This window comes from Thalassoglobus sp., from assembly GCF_048270125.1.
In the GTDB taxonomy this organism is placed as follows: Bacteria; Planctomycetota; Planctomycetia; order Planctomycetales; family Planctomycetaceae; genus Thalassoglobus.
In genome coordinates this window covers 86,209-105,030 of sequence record NZ_JBLWTN010000019.1, presented here as the reverse complement: position 1 = coordinate 105,030, position 18,822 = coordinate 86,209, and the positions used below count along the sequence as shown (strand labels likewise).

Annotated in this window: 20 protein-coding genes; 17 read left to right on the top strand and 3 right to left on the bottom strand. The window is 53.7% G+C overall.

All coding sequences use genetic code 11. The features are described from left to right. Positions 1-246: PEP-CTERM sorting domain-containing protein (locus ACN0YR_RS18345; RefSeq protein ID WP_417850663.1), on the top strand; the 246-nt coding region annotated here is incomplete at its 5' end. Between the two features lie 219 nt (positions 247-465). Here the strand turns inward: ACN0YR_RS18345 and ACN0YR_RS18340 are convergent. The 3 genes from ACN0YR_RS18340 to ACN0YR_RS18330 form a co-directional block, all read right to left on the bottom strand. After that, positions 466-1,566, bottom strand: coding sequence for an integrase core domain-containing protein (locus ACN0YR_RS18340; protein WP_417850662.1), 1,101 nt, complete (start codon positions 1,564-1,566; stop codon positions 466-468). A 364-nt stretch (positions 1,567-1,930) separates the two neighbouring features. After that, positions 1,931-3,487 (bottom strand): recombinase family protein, encoded by a 1,557-nt coding sequence (locus ACN0YR_RS18335; RefSeq protein WP_417850661.1) that lies wholly within the window; start codon positions 3,485-3,487, stop codon positions 1,931-1,933. Between the two features lie 93 nt (positions 3,488-3,580). Next, a complete protein-coding gene (locus ACN0YR_RS18330) occupies positions 3,581-4,069 on the bottom strand; it encodes a TspO/MBR family protein (protein WP_417850665.1) in 489 nt (162 codons plus the stop codon). Between the two features lie 76 nt (positions 4,070-4,145). On the opposite strand from ACN0YR_RS18330, the gene ACN0YR_RS18325 reads away from it, so the two are divergent. The 16 genes from ACN0YR_RS18325 (at position 4,146) to ACN0YR_RS18250 (ending at position 18,632) form a co-directional block, all read left to right on the top strand. Further along, positions 4,146-4,820, top strand: a complete 675-nt coding sequence (locus tag ACN0YR_RS18325; protein ID WP_417850660.1) for a hypothetical protein — start codon at positions 4,146-4,148, stop codon at positions 4,818-4,820. A 10-nt stretch (positions 4,821-4,830) separates the two neighbouring features. Further along, positions 4,831-5,124 (top strand): hypothetical protein, encoded by a 294-nt coding sequence (locus ACN0YR_RS18320; RefSeq protein WP_417850659.1) that lies wholly within the window; start codon positions 4,831-4,833, stop codon positions 5,122-5,124. Positions 5,125-5,184: 60 nt separating this feature from the next. Beyond that, positions 5,185-6,258: a thioredoxin family protein gene (locus tag ACN0YR_RS18315; protein WP_417850658.1), complete on the top strand. Its 1,074-nt coding sequence runs from the start codon at positions 5,185-5,187 to the stop codon at positions 6,256-6,258. 49 nt (positions 6,259-6,307) lie between these two features. Next, the gene (locus ACN0YR_RS18310) at positions 6,308-7,099 is read left to right on the top strand and encodes a hypothetical protein (RefSeq protein ID WP_417850657.1); all 792 of its coding nucleotides are present in this window, start codon (positions 6,308-6,310) and stop codon (positions 7,097-7,099) included. Positions 7,100-7,143: 44 nt separating this feature from the next. After that, complete coding sequence (locus tag ACN0YR_RS18305; protein WP_417850656.1) at positions 7,144-7,578, top strand: phage tail tube protein; 435 nt, start codon at positions 7,144-7,146, stop codon at positions 7,576-7,578. Positions 7,579-7,580: 2 nt separating this feature from the next. Continuing rightward, positions 7,581-8,039, top strand: coding sequence for a hypothetical protein (locus ACN0YR_RS18300; protein ID WP_417850655.1), 459 nt, complete (start codon positions 7,581-7,583; stop codon positions 8,037-8,039). Positions 8,040-8,077: 38 nt separating this feature from the next. Continuing rightward, a complete protein-coding gene (locus tag ACN0YR_RS18295; RefSeq protein ID WP_417850654.1) occupies positions 8,078-8,329 on the top strand; it encodes a hypothetical protein in 252 nt (83 codons plus the stop codon). A gap of 27 nt (positions 8,330-8,356) precedes the next feature. Continuing rightward, complete coding sequence (locus ACN0YR_RS18290; RefSeq protein ID WP_417850653.1) at positions 8,357-10,696, top strand: phage tail tape measure protein; 2,340 nt, start codon at positions 8,357-8,359, stop codon at positions 10,694-10,696. A gap of 100 nt (positions 10,697-10,796) precedes the next feature. Further along, entirely contained in the window at positions 10,797-11,594 is a 798-nt protein-coding gene (locus ACN0YR_RS18285) for a hypothetical protein (protein WP_417850652.1), read from the top strand. A gap of 3 nt (positions 11,595-11,597) precedes the next feature. Further along, on the top strand, positions 11,598-12,206 hold the full coding sequence (locus ACN0YR_RS18280) for a hypothetical protein (protein ID WP_417850651.1): 609 nt from the start codon (positions 11,598-11,600) through the stop codon (positions 12,204-12,206). After that, a complete protein-coding gene (locus tag ACN0YR_RS18275) occupies positions 12,191-12,886 on the top strand; it encodes a hypothetical protein (RefSeq protein WP_417850650.1) in 696 nt (231 codons plus the stop codon). Before ACN0YR_RS18280 ends, ACN0YR_RS18275 begins: the two co-directional genes overlap by 16 nt. Positions 12,887-13,210: 324 nt before the next feature. Next, positions 13,211-14,413 carry a hypothetical protein gene (locus tag ACN0YR_RS18270; RefSeq protein WP_417850649.1) on the top strand — a complete coding sequence of 401 codons (1,203 nt, stop codon included), beginning with the start codon at positions 13,211-13,213 and terminating at the stop codon, positions 14,411-14,413. Further along, entirely contained in the window at positions 14,410-15,147 is a 738-nt protein-coding gene (locus tag ACN0YR_RS18265; RefSeq protein WP_417850648.1) for a hypothetical protein, read from the top strand. The genes ACN0YR_RS18270 and ACN0YR_RS18265 overlap by 4 nt, the downstream gene beginning before the upstream one ends. Further along, the gene (locus ACN0YR_RS18260; protein ID WP_417850647.1) at positions 15,131-15,790 is read left to right on the top strand and encodes a 2OG-Fe(II) oxygenase; all 660 of its coding nucleotides are present in this window, start codon (positions 15,131-15,133) and stop codon (positions 15,788-15,790) included. The genes ACN0YR_RS18265 and ACN0YR_RS18260 overlap by 17 nt, the downstream gene beginning before the upstream one ends. Beyond that, a complete protein-coding gene (locus ACN0YR_RS18255; RefSeq protein ID WP_417850646.1) occupies positions 15,787-16,404 on the top strand; it encodes a hypothetical protein in 618 nt (205 codons plus the stop codon). Before ACN0YR_RS18260 ends, ACN0YR_RS18255 begins: the two co-directional genes overlap by 4 nt. Positions 16,405-16,511: 107 nt before the next feature. Beyond that, positions 16,512-18,632, top strand: a complete 2,121-nt coding sequence (locus ACN0YR_RS18250; protein ID WP_417850645.1) for a glycosyltransferase — start codon at positions 16,512-16,514, stop codon at positions 18,630-18,632. Positions 18,633-18,822 lie beyond the last annotated feature (190 nt).

The following is an 18,822-nucleotide window of genomic DNA, read 5'->3' as shown; positions in this document are numbered from 1 at the left end:
GACATGGCATCGCTGTCAAATCTGATTCTCGATTTGACTCGTTTCACGAGTTGGAACGCGCTGAACGGAGGGTTCTTCAATCTGATCGCAGGTGACGGAGGAAACGGCTTGTATCTGGAATTCACAGCTGGAAGCGAATCGGCAGTCCCCGAGCCTGCTTCGTTCTTACTCCTCCTGAGTGCCGGAGCATGCGGACTGATCATCCAAACCCGCCGCCGCAAAATCGCAGCTCTTGCGAGCGAATAACCGCTGGCGAAATAAGATCCACTCGCTCAGGAACAAGTTTTCTGTGGCGGGTGGATTGATTTGATTGGGTAGGACCAATTCTTGTTTCCAATCAATGACGGTCTTTATGAGAAGTCACTTCTTTAGAGTTAACATCAACTTGAGAATGTCACTCATTTCAAAAGAATCAGAGCAGACCGCGACACCAGTTCTCCGACGATCTTCAATCATCGGATGTCTTCACGCTGCTCGTTTCCAGTAATGCTTCAGCAATCCCCCCAACCGCGTCGAACAGGCAACATCTTTCAGCTTGATGGTCTGGACCGGTTCCGGTCGCTGTTGCCAACTGGGAGGCAGGTTCTCTCTGGCCGAGTGTCCACGTTCGTTGTTGTACCAGTCCTGTGCCTCTCGGCAAATGTGATTCAGATGCTGTTCAGAGACCACCACAAACTCATTGAGCACTTCATGCTTCAATGTCTGTATTACACGTTCCACGTGTGCCTGCAAGTTCGGTGATCGAATCGGTGTCTGCTTGATCTCAAAGCCCGTTGATTTGATGATTTCATCGAATTCGTTTGTGAACTTCGTATCCCGATCATGCATCACGAGTTCAGGTTCCAGTCCGCTGTCCTCGGCCTGCATCAGGAAATTCCTGGCCTGTTGCTCGACCCACCGCGTGTCTGTGTTAGCTGTACAGGGTGAAACCCAGATCCGCCGGGTCCCGATATGGATAAACACGATCAGGAACAGGTCGATAATTCCTTTCGAAGTCCACATCGGCCTCGTCAGGTAATCACATTGCCACATGGTATCAGCGTGCCGTTTCAGGAATGCGTCCCAGGAGTCTTTTCCAGTGTTTGGATCATCATGGAGACCAGCTTCGACAAGCATATTCTTGACTGTTTGACGTGAGACCTTGATTCCGAGCTTGGCCAGTTCCTGTCGGATCTTGGTGTAGCCATAACCGGTCTCCTGTTTGATCTTCACAATGAGAAGACGAACCTCTTCCGGTGTTTGAGGGCGTCCGTTTTTGTTTTGCTTCACCGCAGATCGACTTGAGCGTCCATCAGCGATCCGCGCACGTTCTCTTTCAATCTCACGAATCCACCTTCGAAATGTTCCATAAGTGACAATCCCAATCACATCCTTGATCTGTGAACCCAGCTTCCTGCCAGCTGTGATCAAACGCTTTCGTTCTTTCCTGGTCGTTGAGATTCTCTTGGGCAGCCTTTCTCTGAGAATCTGGTTCTCTGTTTTGAGGTAAGCAATCTGACGCGAGAGTTCCTGGTGCGTGACGGACGCCAGGAGATGAAACAACGGATGCAGAACGCGGTGCCCCATGCTATGGTGACTTCTGGCTTGAAAGACTGAGTAACCTGGAAGTGGACAAGGTTTTTGTACCCCGCTGGAGGTCCTGAAAACGTAGCACTTCGAAGTTTGATCAGCTGATGAGAGTCAATGGTTTCAAGGTTAAGCAGAGATCCAGTCCATACCTCGCTTCAGAATTGGCGTGACCGTCAGATGTGGACCCAACTGCGCTCTAGAGAGCGCTCTCTAGGGTTGCCAAGTTGTTAACTTAGCCAAAAAAGTTCGTATTGACCCACTCGCTCCGTCAAACCCCGTGTGGGACAGCGAAATCGCTAAGTCACTTCTCTGAAAGGTTTTAACAGAGTTAGAGCGCTGAGAGCATGTTCGTTTTGCGGTACTATACGGGGAGCTTTTCAAGACAGAGGTCGTCGGGAGCTGTTCCGACGACCTTTTCTGTTGCGCTGACCGCAGCCATATCTGCAATCATGCCAAAGGGTTGGCGAAATTCGACAGACAGCTCGCCGTTGGCCCAGGACGAGTTCGAGAGTACAAAATCCAGCAAACGGCGTTTCTCACTCGCTGGCTGCTTCTCGAACAGGTCCGCCGCCCGATTTGCCAGCTCCATGAGCATGATTCCTTCTGCGATGTAGCTCTCGTTTGCCTTCTGATGCTCGCCGATTGAGTCCATCAGCCGACCCTGCTCCTCACGCCATTCTGACTGCTTCTGGTCGAAGAATGCCGCGTCGATGCGTCCGTCGAGCTTGTCGACATACATTGTGTCAATTCGCTTCTGGAGCTTGTTGTAGTCGCGCTGGAGCCGCTGAACGGCCTCCTCGCGGTAACGCTGCTCATCGGCCTGGCTCTCACGCAGTGCCCGACGCATCCAGTCGAGCACTTCATCGTCGAAATGGAGCGTTCGCAGGATTTTCGTGAACTTCTCCTCCAGAACCTCCTCGCGAACGTAAGGCTCGTCGCACTTCCCCCGATAATGGGTGCAGTGGTAGTAGATGTACTTACCCTTCTTCAGCTCTCCGACCAGCGAACAGCCACAATGTCCGCAGGCGATCATGCGAGCGAAGGCGAACGATTTCCGATTTTTGGGCTTGCGTAGCTTGTCAGCTTTACGCTTTGCTCGGACTTCTTGCACCTTGTCCCAGCACTCGCGACTCACCAACCCTTCGTGAATACCCTTGTAGAGCTTCTTCTTGTAGATGAAGTCGCCGTAGTAGAACCGATTTTTGAGGATGTACTGGACTACCGCGCGGTAGTTCCCTTCTCGCTTCAGCGGCAATCCTTCCTCCATCGCCAGCAGCCCAACATCTTCCATAGACATGTTTCCGGCGGCGTATCGCTCAAACATCCGCTTGATGATCGGACCCACTTCGGGATCAGGGATGACGACTTTCTTCCCGTTCGGCCCATCGACATTCAAATACCCAATCGGTGCCTTGCTGGGCCAGATCCCCTGTTCGGCCTTTTCCAGCATCCCCTTCTTGACTTCCTCGCTGAGGTTGTCGACGTACTGGCGAGCCATCAGCACCTTGATGCCGTGCATGAATCGCTCGGATGAGTGCGAGTTCGGGGACAGCACGACGTTCTCTTTGACGAAGTGGATGTCGACCCCGAGTTCATCCAGCGTGACGTAGTCCTTCAGATTGCGATACAGCCGGTCAGTTTTCTCGACCAGAATGGTTTTGCAGCGACGCTCCTCATCTTTGATCTTCGCCTGCTTCTCGAAGAACTCGACCATCGCATTGAAGCCGGTCCTGCCTGCTACCTTCGCCGTTTCGACATCGACGTATTCTTCGACAATGTCGATGCCTTCCTCGGCGGCATAGCCTCGAAGCAACTTCTGCTGGGCTGGAATTGAAAAGCCTTCTTTCTCCTGCTCGTCAGACGAGACACGAGCGTACATCACGGCTGTTGAGGGATTGGGTGAGAACTGACGACGCACTGCATTGGCTCCTTTCTGTCGATGAAGACCATTCTACCCGTTTGAGGTTCAAATGTCTTCGTTGGAGTCCGAAACAGACGGCCTTTCAAGCGTTCAGTTCAACCGCCAGATCGCAAAGTTCAATACGCTCGCGAAGCTCACCCACGCCAAGTACGGAACCATCAACGCTCCAGCCAGCTTGGATACCCTGAAGAAAGCAAATGTCGTTGCCACGATCGCCAGCCACAAGACGATGATCTCGGCAAATGCCCAGCCCAGTTTATGAAAGTGGAAGAATATCCAAGACCATCCTATGTTCAGCAGAAGTTGAACGCTGAAGAGCGAGAGCGGCAGCTTCGAGGCTTTGACTTCACCTGTCCGCCACACGAGCCAGGCCGAGATCGCCATCATGATGTACAGCGTTGTCCAGACCGGGCCAAAGACTGCATCAGGCGGATTCCATGAGGGCTTCTCGATGGTCCGGTACCAACCGTCGATTTCAGGTATGGTTGCCATGGCGCCAAGACCACCTGCCCCGAGACTGATGGCGATACAAGCGATGAGGCAAATCCACTGGTTCTTCAATGCAAAGTCCTGTTCAATGATCTTTAGTGATTCACCTACCGCAGTACGTTGGCTTGAACGTCAAACATCATTTGTCTGCACGCTGAAGAATCCGATGCTGAATTTGTCGCCAATAAAACCGCCAAATTTCGCAATCGCTTTCCGCAGCAAACTCGTCGCAGTCCTGTGTGAATTTCAGGGCAGCATGGTCTGGATCGAATCGACCACGCTTTGCAAACACCCCTGTGCAATCCTCGGGTATCCAATTGACGGTTGCCAGGCCCATCTGCCGGAAGACCGCATCCGAGATTACATCACGACCGGCGGTCACGTTGACCTGTATCGCCTTTCACCGATCGAAAAACTGTCTGAGTCAGAATCGAAACTCCTGACAGCAATCCTCGTCCGGCACTTCATTGGACAGCGGGTCACTTACGATCTCGGTGGTGCACTCGTCTCAGGGACTCGTCTGTTCAAGCGGACCCGACTGCTCCCTCAGGCAGATCTGAATGAACTGTTTTGCTCCGAGTTGGTTGCCGCTGTCTGCATGCGACTGGGACGCATGAATCGCTCAAACCCGACCCGATTCAACCCCGCCTGCTTGCTGCGGGAACTGGTTCGCCAGGGAACGTTCCAGTTTGAACGCGAGTTCCCAGCCCTACCACAACGCACACAGAGCGTCTTTCCGTCATGGCGCTTGAGTCAAAACTTAATCGTGGGAATCCATGTTACTGACCATACTATTGTTGACGTTGAAGGCTTACCGATCCACGACGCAACTGCGCAATAACATTGTTGCCATGATCGCAATTCTGGCCACTGTCTCTTCTGCTCAGGCGGGCGTTGAAGATGCCGTAGTCCTCGTCGATGGCTGCAGTGGAGTCTGCGTCGATGAAGCTGGTCTGGTCATGACAGCTCGGCATTGCGACTTGCCAAAGACAGTGACTGTTCGTTTCAAAGATCGAACGGTTTCCGCAACTCGCATCTACGTCTGTCCGGAAACGGAAGGTCCGGTCATTTATGGCTGTGAAGGGAATGGTTATCCGTTTCTTCCAGTCGCAGCCAGTCCTCCGCAGATCGGTGAACGCCTTTGATCCTATGGCTATCCGCAGGTCAACGGTCAACGCGAACTTCGCTGGACCAGCGGTCGACTCTTGCGATGGAGTACGTTTGAGTATGCGGGTGGGGCATTCAATGGGAACGTACTCGGATTCGGTACGGGACCGGGGTGGAGTGGGGGGCCACTGCTGAATGCGAAAGCTGAAGTTTGCGGACTGCTCAACAGCGCAGACTGTGCGACCAGCGTGTTCATATCCTCAGCCGCCGTACGCCAGGCCTATGCGGCGGTACGACAACATATTCAGCAGGACAAACCTGTCACCGCTGGTCCACCGACACTGTATGTCTTCGGTTCGGTCACCTGCGGACCTTGTCGACTGTTCAAAGATGACTTCGCTAACAACGGTGCTTTCCGTCAACAGCTGGAGAATCGATTTGCAATCGAGTTCGTTAATGTCGACAAGCAACCCACAATGGCGGAACGGTTTGGCGTCAACGAAGTGCCACAATTCATCGTTCCTGGATCGAATCGAATCATCGGCTATGAAGGAACGGATCGACTGCTCCTTCAACTCAGCATTCAACAAGAGATTTCCGAACGACCACAATCCGATCCCGTTCTGGATCAAACTGAAGCAGACAACGTAAAGCCGGAAGTCGACGTACCGGATACTGCCCCGGCAGCTGTAGAACCAAGGAGCCCACAAGTAGATTCGCCTTCGAATGCGGAAGTCACAGAACCAGCACCTGCTCCAGACTCCAATGACCGACTCGATCAGGTTACTGGAATTGTTGAAAAGGCTGTCACAGTGGCCACCTGGTTGGGCGTGACAGGCGCCACGGGTGGCGCTGGCGGTTTGGTTCTGGGAGGAATCGCATTATGGCGGACAATGCGACGACGACAGCAACGTCCCGGTCGTGATCCACCATCAGCGAAAACTGCGAGCAGCAAACCACCTGTGGTGACCGTCGATTCGCCACCTCCACCACAGGCGATCATCCCTGAAACCCGCTTTGCTCCCTATGAGCGGGACACGTTTGCTGAAGCGTTCGCTTGGGCCGAAGCCGAGATGGCTCGCAAATATCCTGGCTCGGTCGGGACGATGGAATCGATCAAAGGACTGATCGACCAGTTCCTCTCTGGACGTGGAGTGAAGCGGGAACCGTGATCTGCTTAAGTCACCGACACCAACCTTTCTTTAACACACTGGACTCAACATGACCCACGATGCATTTCTCTGGTACAACGTTCCACCCTGGGGAAAATACGGCCTGGCTGTGCCGAACTTCTCCAATGACACTCAGTCGCAAAACGACACGATCCGGTATCTGACCGACGTGGTTGGTCGGAATTTGCAGGCGATTCTGTGGCATCCCGATGCCCGGTTACGAACGCCTCCATCTATCAACACTATCACCCGCATTCACAAGCTCTGCACACGGGCGCGGTCGATCCTGGCGGGACGAGCCGTTGCTTCGGCTACTCCGAACATGGAGACAGCCCACGCTCTCCCGGCACCGGAAGAATTTCTGGTTTATCCGACTCCGTATTTTCGAGTACGAAACCAGTGGCTCAAGCAATACGCCGGTCTGACCATGCTCGCGCTCACTGAGTCGATGCAGCATCAGGAAAACGCCAAGCCTATTGAGATCAGTGAGGCGTTCGCCGGTCTGGTCGGTCAATACGTCCAACGTGTGTATCGACTGATGGCGACCGAACTGTTTCGCGTGCCATTGGAAGAAGCTGCCAAACCAGACTTCACGCTGACAGACGAACAACTGTCCGCCTACAACCCGGCTGCCTGGTTCACCAGCACCGAGATGATCGACACCGTCCCGCCTCCCGAGGATGTCCCAACCGAGGATGACCTCGAAGTGCTGACCAACGGAATTCCGATCAGCCATCTGCCATTGCTCGGCCGCTGGCCTTCCGGCCCTGGATCAACCTTGGGAAGCACTCCAGCGACGACATTAACCGGTGAATCGTTCCCGCCTGCACCCGGTGCGTAAGGCGTGTGGTATCGATCGTCAGCCATAATTTCTAAGGAGCTCCGATGGGAGTGAAACTCGGCCTTGAGGCCAAGCTCTATTACAACGCGGTTGATTTCTCGGGAACTTTCGCAGAGATCAAGAGCGTCAAGGATCTGACGCTCAACGTCGAAGCCGGTGAAGCAGACGCCAGTACGCGTGGTAACAACGGATGGCGAGCGACTCTTGCCACTTTGAAGGATGGCTCGATCGAGTTCGAGATGATCTGGGATACTGCGGACGCAGCGTTTACTGCAATACGGACTGCGTTCTTCGATGGAACTGGTGTCGGGTTCGCGATCATGGATGGCGATATCGCGGACACCGGCAGCCAGGGACTCAAGGCCGCGATGGTGATTACGAACTTCAGCAGGAACGAACCGCTGGAAGAAGCGATCACCGTGAGCGTGACCGCCAAACCGACCTATAGCGATAATCCTCCGGAATGGATGGTGGTCTGATCATGAAGTTGTTCACTGATGCTAAAGGGAAGACTTGGACCATCGAGGTCAACGTCGCCACGCTCCAGCGGGTCAAAGGACTGACTGGTGTTGATCTCACGAAACTGATTGATGCCCAGGGCGAGACGTTCTCCAAAGTGGTCGAAGACGTGTTCGTCATGTTCGATGTTTTGACCGCACTGGTGCAGCCGCAGTTGGATACTCAAGGAATGACACCCGAACAGTTCGGGGAATCGCTCGATGAAACATCTCTGGAGGGAGCGGTTCACGCCCTGATTGAAGCGGTGATTGATTTTTTCCAGGAAGGGAAGCGGATGCTGCTGAAGCGGGCATTCACGAAGGTGAAGACGGCTGCAGAACGTCGGCAGTCGACCACGATCGACAAAGCGATGCAGGCGGTGGAGAGTCCGGAGTTCGACCAGGCGATCGAAAACGTTCTCCAGTCGATGTCTGGAAACTAATCTTCGACCTGGCTGGTATTGTTGGAGTCGATCCGGCAATGCTCACGCTCCGTCAACTTTGCTGGATGGCGGATGCCGTCTCTCGCGATCGCTGGAACCATACCGCTTCCCTCATGGCATTGATCTCGAACTGCCATCGCGACCCCAAGAAGTCTCGAGCGGCGAGACCAAAAGACTTCCATCCACACACGCAGCCGAAGTCAAACCGGTCTTCTGACCCCAAGCCACGTGTCGGTGTGGAAGTCTTGAAGCAGGTCTTCGTCGATCGGCGACCACTTGATGCCCAATAACTCTTTCGTGCTCAACAGGAAATTGATGTGCCCGCTGCCGGTGCGATGCGTGCTGCTCGAGCGTATGTCGAGTTGTTTGCCGACGACTCGAAACTGGTTCGCGGGCTGCGCCGAGCTCAGGCGAAACTAAAAGCGTTCGGGAGATCGATTCAACAGTTCGGTCGCAGGCTTCTTTCCATCGGAAGTCTGGCGGCCGTTCCTTTTGCGCTCTCCGCGAAGACGTTTGCGAACTTTGAATCGCAGATGGCCCGCGTCAAAGCGTTGACCGGAGCGACGGAGAGCCAGTTCAAACGGCTGGAGAAGGAAGCCAAGCGACTCGGAGCGACAACAGTTTTCTCGGCCAGCCAGGCAGCCGAGGCGATGAGTTCGTTCGCACTGGCTGGTTTCGATGTCGATCAGATTCTCTCAGCGATCGGTCCCACTCTCGATCTGGCGGCAGCTGGTCAGATTGAGATTGGTCAGGCCGCTGATATCGCCGCCAAGATTATGGCGGGGATGGGAATGACCGCTGAGGAACTGGGCAGCGCAGTCGATGTCATGGCGAAAGCGATGACGACTGCCAACACCGATCTGACGATGCTGGGCGACGCGTTTAAGTTCGTCGGGCCAATGGCGAAGTCCGCAGGCATCTCGCTAGAAGAAATCACCGCCGCGATCCAATTGCTTTCGAATGCTGGCATCCAGGGTGAGATGGCCGGCTCGACGCTGCGGGGAATTCTGCTCTCACTGACATCTCCATCCGCTGCAGCCGAATCGGAATTGAAACGACTTGGAGTACGCATCACCGATGAAGCTGGCAACGTGCGAACATTGGCCGACATCCTGGCCGATCTGGAAGGATCGCTGTCCGATGTCGGTTCCGGTGAAAAACTACGCGTGCTTGGGACAATCTTCCCGGCACGACAAGCTGCCGGTGCTGCCGAACTTGTCGCCCAGGGAGCCGATCGACTTCGTCAGGCGACGGCAGAGTTGGGAGATGCTTCAGGGACCGCCTCGCAGATCGCGGGAACTCAACTCGACACACTGAAAGGTGACGCGACGATTCTCATGTCGGCACTGGAAGGTGTTGCCATCGCGATCGGTGAAGCATTTGGAACGGAACTGCGAGCAGCGGTTCGAGGCGTGACATCGTTCCTTTCCGCACTCGGGATCTGGATCGGCGAAAACAAGCAGCTCCTGTTGACCACAGTTGGCATTGTCGCCAGTCTTCTGGCAGCAGGTGTCGCTCTCATTGGAATCGGCGGGACCATTCAACTGGTCGCATTCGGGGTCGGTGGACTCGCGACGGTGATTGGGACGGTCGCTTCTTTGCTGGGAGCGCTGCTCTCGCCGATTGGTCTGGTCCTCGCCGGGATCGCAGCGCTGGGCGTCTATTTGATCAATACGTCCGATCTCGGTGGGCAGGCGCTCGACTGGCTGAGAAAACAGTTTCAGGTTCTAAAATCGACCGCGATTCAGGCCTTCGGTGGGATCGGTGATGCCCTGGCAGCGGGTGACCTTGGCCTGGCTGCCCGGATACTCTGGCTGACGCTCAAAATGGAGTGGCAGAAAGGAATCAATGCACTCAACCAGCAGTGGGTCGAAGTGAAACGGTTCTTCGTGGCCGTCTGGACTGAGGCAGTTTACGGAGCCGCCGAAGTCTCGACCAATGCCTGGGCCGGTATGCAAAATGGCTGGACAGAAACCGTCGATTTCCTGGCCGACGCCTGGGCGTTGTTCACAACCGGACTGACGAAGACCTGGAACGCTGCGGTCGGTTTCATTCGCAAAGCGTGGGTTCGGCTGAAGTCTCTGTTCGACTCCGACATCAACGCGGAAGCGGAGATTACACGAATCAATGACGAGGTCGCAGGCAAGAATGAAGGTGCGGATTCACAACGGAATCAAGAGATCTTCCAGCGGGAGCAACAGCGTCGAGCAAGGCTATCAAAAATCGACAGTGACCGCTCGGGAACGCTCTCCGAACTCGACCGCATGCGCGATGCCGAGCACCAACGACGTGGTCAACAGTTTGATGCGGAGTTGAAAGACTCGGATTCTGCTCTCGCAGAAGCCCGCCGCGAATGGCAAGCCGCCTTGGAAGAAGCCTCTCGGAAGCGATCCGAGGCTGAGGGATCGTCTGGAACGGAAGCGACCTCTCCGTCCGGTCTCCTCAGCGAACTGCAGGACAAACTCAGCCAGGCCGGTGAAGGACTTCAATCAGCGGCCGACAAAGTCAGTGTCAGCGGGACATTCAACGCGTTTGGTGTGCGGGGCATGGGAGGAGGGACTCACCAGGAACGGACAGCCAAGGCGACTGAGGAAACCGCCCGCAACACCAAGCGAATCCTGGATGAAGCCCATCACGGCGGATTGCAATTTACTTGAGAGCAGACGGCCACCTGAAGAAGTCGCGTTGAATCAGCTGGTTAAGCGACTCCGGTCAGACAGCGATCAGAACAAAACACCATTGGTGTAGTGGAGCATCATGCCAGTCACGGTGACGGAGAAATGGGAATCGCGCGAACAGTCGGCTGGGGAACAGCCATCGGTTGATCTGCGATATCTCGTCCTAGGCACTTCGGATGACATTGAAGCCCACAGCGAACTAATCGCTCAGACGCCGAATGTCTACGCCGGACTTGTTCGGCAATCGACGCACCTGGAGCGGATTTCTGAGAACGCCTGGGAAGGCTCCATCCGCTACGGTCGCACCGAACCCCCACAAACGGGTGACTCCACATACTCGTTCGATACCGGTGGTGGGACACAACATGTCACACAATCGCTGGCAACCACCGGAGTCTGGGCGGCACCGGGTGTGTTTCCTCCGAATTTTCGCGGTGGGATTGGAGTTACCAAGGATGGCGTTGAAGGCGTCGACATCACGGTCCCCGTCTACAACTTCAGCGAAACACACTACATCGATGCAGCGTTGGTGACAGGCGCCTACAAATCGACCCTGTTCTATCTGACAGGAACCGTCAACAACGGCCCGTTTCGCGGGTTCGCGTCCGGAGAAGTTCTGTTCCTGGGAGCGGCGGGTTCGTTGCGTGGCCAGGAGGACTGGGAGATTTCTTACCGATTCGCAGCCAGTCCGAATGTCCAAGGACTGCAAGTCGGCGACATCACTGGCATCGCCAAACGAGGCTGGGACTATCTCTGGATTCGTTATGCGGACATTGAAGACACCGACGCCAAGATGCTGGTGAAACGTCCACTGTCGGTCTACGTCGAACAGGTCTATCCCTACACGAACTTCGCGGGACTCGGAATCGGGGTCTGATTCATGGGAGACCCTTTCAAGAAAGTTCAACGTGGCGACGCACTCCGGATCCCCGCTGAGACGTTCAACACGTTCATTGATGCAGCGAAGGATTATCGCTCACGGACGCAGAATCGAGGTCAGCAATCTCAGAATGAGTTGCAGCAGTCCGGGATCATTCTCGTCAAGAACGGCACCCCCGATGATCTCGACCGATTCCATGTGCTAGGCATTGATCGACCGATTTTCACTCCCAGCGACAACCTGCACAGTTTCCTGAACCAGGTTGCTGTCGTGGGAGCAACGCCAACAGCAGACAACCACCTCGGTCGATTCCTGGTTCTGCAGGAACCGTTGCGGTCAGGAATGATTGGGCGGGCCTGTATCAGCGGGATCACGCCAGTTCGACTCAATGTTCAAGATGAAGAACATGACTGGGCGGATGTTGAAGAGGGCGAGACCGATTCTCTCAAAACCGACACAGCCGGGAGTGCCTTCATTCTCTGGAAGGAACCGACAGGGTCGAGTGGCTACGGCGGTTACGGTTATGGTTACGGGTATTACGGCAGCCTGCGTTGGGCACTGGTTCGGATTGGGAATCTGAGTGATGGGGATCAATGGGGAACACTGTGAGTCCGGTTGACGATTTTCTGAATGAACTCACCGAACGGGGTGTTCGTCTCGAACTCCGTGGTCACCAACTGGCCTACTTTCCTCGCCGTAAGCTGACAGCAGAACTTCGCCAGCAGCTTGTTCAATTTAAACCGGAGATTGTGAATCGACTTCGTGGAGTTCATGAAGAACGTGAGATTCCAAACTCGACTGCTCTTATCGCAGAACCACCTCAAGTTGAGCACTCACCGATTTCGGTTGTCATCCGTGAGCCGCAAATAAAATTCCTCGAAACTTTATTGATTAACGTTTTGTCGCAGCGCCCGGATCCCGCTGAAATCCTCATCACAGGTAGAACGAATAAACGCATTCGCAAAATCATCAACCGCTTCATCCGTCGTGGTGTCCGCCTCGCCAACAGTCCGCTGGACGTCCAGCACAACTTCGTCTGTTTGATTGCTCCGAACACACAACTCGGACCAGACTGGCTGGTGCAGGCGCTTCAAACTCTTAATAAGCCTGAAGTCGGAGCAGTCTATTCTGATCACGAACTCATTCAAACGGGAGAACGGACGGACTATCCAGAACAAGTGACCGCCAACGATCTTGCTCGATCTGGAATTCAAGCACCCACCCTCCTCGTGCGCAGCGAATTATTGGTGGCAGCGAATTACTCGGGTGGTCCACTGAATGTTCTGTAACGACAACTGTCACGATCAGGCTGGAAACTCCGCAAACATCCCGGAATCATTTACGCTCAAAGTGACCGCAAGGAATCGTATTTTCAGCGACAGAATCTCAATCAGGAAACGGTCACCCTTTTTATTCCGCTCTCCGGACGAAAACATCTCTGGCCGAAACTCCAGCGATTCTTAGAACAACAGACCTGGCCGCATCAGCGACTGCGTTTGATTCTTTGCGATAGCAGTGGAGATGAATCCTTCTCAATCAGCCTTCGCAAGTGGATTTCGGCGTGCGACTATCTAGACGTAAGACACATTTGTCTTCAATCGGTGAAGGCTGAATTGGCTGACCTCCCACGCGACCAACAACTGATTGCCGTCAATGAGCAGATGTGTCGAATCTACAACTTACTCCGCACAGAACTGACGACCGATTATGTCTGGATCCTGGAAGATGATATTGTTCCACCAGACGATGTTCTTTCGCGGTTATTAAATTCCTTTGAGGAGCATGTCGCGTCCGTCTCCGCACCGTACCGATCTCGGTTCGATGGACGTTACTTGGTCTGGTCGCGCGAACGAGCCGGGAACGCTGGAGTTCATCAACTCTGTCGACCATTACTAGATCGCCCACAAGTCGAAGAAATCCGTGGAAGTGGGTTTGGATGCATTGTTCTGAGATCAGAAGTGTTGGAACAACGCCCGTTCTGCCTACCACAGGGAGAAACCTGTTATGACGTTTGGTTCTTTCGTGAACTTGAACCTCACTGGAAGCGATTCGTCGATTGGACCACTGTATGCCAGCATCTGCACAACCTCCCGCAGCCGAAAAGCGAAATCACAACTCGGAACCTGATTTATCACATCACGCCGTTTGTGACGAATGACATTTGGCTGCGAAATGTCCGACAGTTGTTGAAACGGATCGATTTGTTCAACGGAAAACGAGTGATTGCGGTTGCTACAGGTGATGGACTCATCGCTCCCGATCAAGTTCAAGCAGCGTTTGGGAATCACCAGGTTGAGATCATCACCAGACCCAACTCCACACAATTGCGAGAGAATGCCACATTCCTACCCTTACTGGAATCGATCGCAGATCCTGCTCCTCACACCGCCACATTCTATGCTCACGCCAAAGGAGTCGGGAAGGATGTCTGTTGCCTGGGACCACCTCTTGGCTCGCGATATCGGCGAAACGCGATGTATCACGAATTACTCGATGACTGGTCGCGGATCAATGAGTTGCTGATCGACTCAGCCATCGTGGGAACACATCGTCGGCAGCACAACGAAAACCACCAGATCTACCCCGATGGCCAATCAACATCCCCCTGGCATTTCGCGGGCACGTTTTTCTGGTTCAGAAATGCCGATGTGTTCAGCACTGACAGATGGCGGGAAGTCTGGCAACCGACTGGCTGGGGCGCCGAAGCCTGGCCGGGACGCATGTTTGATTTTGAGCAGTCCGCCTGCGTCGCCTACGACGGACTCGAAGATCTTTACAACCCCGCTGTTTACTTCCCTCAAATTGAAGATGAATGATCGTTTCGCTGGTCACCGTGATTTATGAACCAGACTGGTCAGTTACAGGAAGGATCCTTGCACAAGCTTTGAGTGCATTAGAGCAGTTTGCTCTACCGTTTGCCCGTGAAGAACGCATTTCTCTAGCAAAAATGCTGTTCGCCACGAGGCAGAACCTGCAAACCACTTCGAAAGATGCTCTAGACACCTGCAACCTATCGGGGGAGTTATTGATCATCGACAACTCGCCGTCACCCACAGTGGAATCGCAGCAACTCGCAGCAACCGATGCTCGAGTTCATCACCTCTGGAACGATGGTTACAACATCTATATCGGTGGCGGACTCACAAAAGCCGTCGAACAGGCGACCGGTGACAGCTTCGTTTATCTCTGCGCCTCGCATGGAATCCAGAACGATCCAACCTGGCTCAAAGATTTGATCGCTCCGTTGGTGGATCCACAAGTCGGTTTAGCGGGTCATATTCACCCTTGTGAGTTCAACCGCGTCGCTGCCGTTCCTGAAGACATCATCCAACCTGAGATCCATGTCCAGGGAGGTCTCTGGTCTTCCCGGACCGAAACTCTGCGGGAAATCGGGTTCAGTCATCGGTTTCCGTTTGAGTTCTGCGATGTTGATCTCTCCCGCCGCATGCTCGCTGCGGGCTATGCCCTGGCCACCGTTTCTTCAATCGTCTCCGTCGCAGGAGGCACTATCCCCGATCCTGAGCGTTACAAATATGTCCACGATTATTGAACCACGACAACGAATTGATTTTGATGACTGGTATTTTGATCGACCTTTCCGTCACGAAGTTATCGACAACTGGGCTCCTCCGGAACTGGTCCGTGCTGCCGAAGCAGAATGGCCAGATGAACTCTGGCCGTTCTGGCATCGCTATGACAATGGAAAACTGACCACCAAAGACCCGCTGAGAATACCTCCCGCCTGCAGCGAGCTAGTGCGACGCATGCTCTGTCTGCCGATCTCGGAACTGATGGGAATCGACAATGCGTTTGGGGATTGGAACTGCCACGCCTCCGGGTTGCATGGCATGCCGCAAGGAAGCTCACTCGGCGTCCATCTCGATAGCGATCATCACCCCATCGCAGGTTGGCAACGGGCCTGTAATGCGGTGTTCTATCTGAATAGTGATTGGGAATCGGACTGGGGTGGCCAGTTTGAGCTGTATGATTCGACTGGTCAGAAGTGTGAGAAACAGATCGCACCACGGTTCAATCGACTGGTGATGTTTCAGCCTTCGGATGTCTCGTACCACGCAGTGTCGGAAGTGACTGGTCCTGAGACTCGGAAAACATTGACGGTGTTCTTTTGGAAGAAAGTAAAAGACAGGAACGCAAAACGTGCCACGGCTCAGTTCGTTCATGAGGAACAATGATGCCAGCAGCATTTCAGCTATCGAATGCTTTGAGCAAACAGGCAGACACCGATCGCATTAAGTTCCTGATTCTCTGCCAACCGCGAACGGGATCGAGCTTGCTCAATGCTTCGCTGCGGAAACATCCTGAGATTGTAGTGCACCGCGAGATTCTGAATCACCAGCAGCCACACAGGTTGCCACAGAACGGAAAAGAACGCATTCGGGCTGCCTTTGCCAATCCATCCGCCAAAGCGATCGGGTTCAATGTACACGCGTTTCAGCCAGATCGTCGCTGGTCAGGTTGGCAGGATTGGGAGCCTGCCTGGGAAGCGATCGCTGAAGATCGCAGTATCAAGATCATTCATCTGGAACGGTTCGATACGCTCTCGCAGTTTGTCTCTTGGAAGATTGCACAAATCACAGGACTCTGGGGGGAACAGAAAGCATTAGCAAGACGTCCGACCGTGCATGTGGAACGAGGAGAGTTGCGGTGGTTTCGAGAATGGAACCGAGCAGTGTTTGCCTGGCGGTTGAGTCATTTAGAGCGTCACTCCATGCTGCACATCACCTACGAATCGCTATGTGACGACTGGGATAACTTAATGCTGAGAATCAGAAGTTCCTGGGAGTGAAAGAACAACCATTACCCCAAGCCGTGCAAAAGAACGAAACACGTCCCCTCAGTGAGGTCATCACCAACTGGTCCGATTACGTTCATGAGTACGCGAAAGATTGAGTCATGAGTTCACTGACAACGCTGAAAACTGATTTAGAAAGTGGAATCAATCGTCTTGGTCCCTGGACGACGAAGTTTCAGCTCAACGGTAAAACCATTGGCGGTTCTTACGAAGTCAGCGAAGAAGAATTGCTCTTGCGCCAGTTCCGGGAACGGTTGCCTTATGCGGAACGTGTCCTGGAACTGGGCTGCATGGAAGGTGGACGAACGTTTTCATTGGCTCGTCGTGTCGGTCATGTCGTCGGTGTGGATGTTCGGCGTGAACATTTACAGCGAGCTCGGTTCATTCAAAGAACGCGAAATGTTCAGAATGTCACATTCCTGGAAATGGATCTCGAAGCGACTGACCTGGAAACACTCGGGACATTCGATGCGGTTCACAACGTCGGTCTGTTGTATCACATGGCCGATCCGGCGAAGTTGCTGAGACAACTCGTTGCCATCGCTCCAGAGATGTTGCTCTGGACCTATGTTGTGGATGATGGAGATGCCGAGCAAGGTGGTTATCAAGGACGGTTCGTGAATGAGAATCCAGCTGACCGAATCGGAGGTGTTCGGTCGAAATCGTTTCGACCAACGCGTTCTGAACTGATGCGGATGCTCAGCGATTGTGGCTGGCGAGATGTTGAGTTGATTGAAGAAGCGGGAACGGCGGTCTCGCTCTGGTGTCGTGGAAAAGCAGACGGGAACGCGAAGCGAATTCCATCTAAAGCGTTGACTGTGGCCGTTGTCGTGACCTGCCACAACTATGGTAATTACTTGGATGAATGCCTGAAAAGTGTCGTCCATCAAAGTCGACGTCCCGACGAGATCGTGATTGTGGACGATGCGTCGACTGATGAGACTCCGGAGATTGCGAAACGCTGGTCCGACTGGAATGTTCAGTACCTGCGCGTGGAAAACCAGAATGTTCGCCTGGCGCGCAAAGCGGGTCTGGAGGCCACGAACTCGGATGTGCTCTGCTTTGTAGATGCCGATGATCTGCTGACTCCCGACTATCTCCGCTCGGGAATGCAGCAGTTTAACAGGCATGATTTCGGAATCATTTATTCGGACATGGTCCGGTTTGGATCCGAAAATGTTGTGAGTGCATTTCCGGAGACGCTGACAAGCGAGGAAATGTGCTGGAAGAATTATGCTCATTGTGCATCACTGGTCAGACGTGAAGCGTTGGAGATGACAAGAGCGTTCGACGTGCCGGTCGATCCGAAAGTTGGCCATGAAGACTGGCTTGTGTGGCGCAAAGTCCTCGAACAAGGTTGGAAAGCAAAGAAGCAAACGGCATTGTATGCCTATCGACGTCATGCTCTTGGAGCATCCCTTAAGAAGAACTGGGAGAGTGATCGATACTACCGACTTCGCTGTTTGAATCTGGAAACGGTCACACTTTTCGTCCCGCTCTCGGGCAGATCATCCATCTGGCCTCGGTTCTCACAGTTCCTCGAATCACAGAGTTGGCCAAGAGAACAGACGAAACTGCACTTGCTGGATACGAGCCAGGATCCAGAGTTTTCCAGCATGGTGAGAGCCTGGTTGGCCACAAGCGATTATCCGCATGTCTGCTACGAACAACTCTCGGTCGGTGATCCGGGGTTGGCAGATGAAGAACGTCGCGGACAGGTTGATGTGCAGAATGCGGTTCGATTAGCGGCGGCTACGATTTACAATCATCTGGCTCGTCATGTGCAAACATCGTTCGTCTGGATCGTGGAAGATGATGTCATCCCTCCCGAAAATGCCGCAGAGATGCTACTGCAAGGGTTCGATCAGGATACTGCGTCCGTCGCTGGTCCATATCGATCTCGGTATCACGATGGTTATGTTGCTTGGACGAAGGGACACAACATTATCAAAGAAGCTGGCGACGGCATTCAGGTTGTGGAAGGCAATGGGTTCGGTTGTGTGATGCTACGCGGTAATGTCCTCAAAGAGTCGCTCTTCACCTGCAAACAACCACCGTATGACTTTGATCCCGCGTTCTATGAGCGCCTGAAACAGACAAGATGTCAGGCAAAGATGAACTGGGACGCTGAGTGTGAACATTTGGATGTGGCTTCCATGGAAAAACTGAATTCGAGTTCATTGCAAAAAAGTCCGAAAATCGATGAACCAATTGAGGGTTAGCTGCGTCTTTGGTTTGAGGCTGGGGAAGACCCGCCGCCAATCACAAACAAAAACACTGGAGTTTCAAGTTCGATGTCTCTCATACGGTCAAATCACAGAAGCGAATGTTTGGATTCGCAACGTCCCGGCAGTCAGTCGGCCTATTTGGGCTTACTGAATGAGGGAAGTTTTGCGCCCAAACAACGTATGT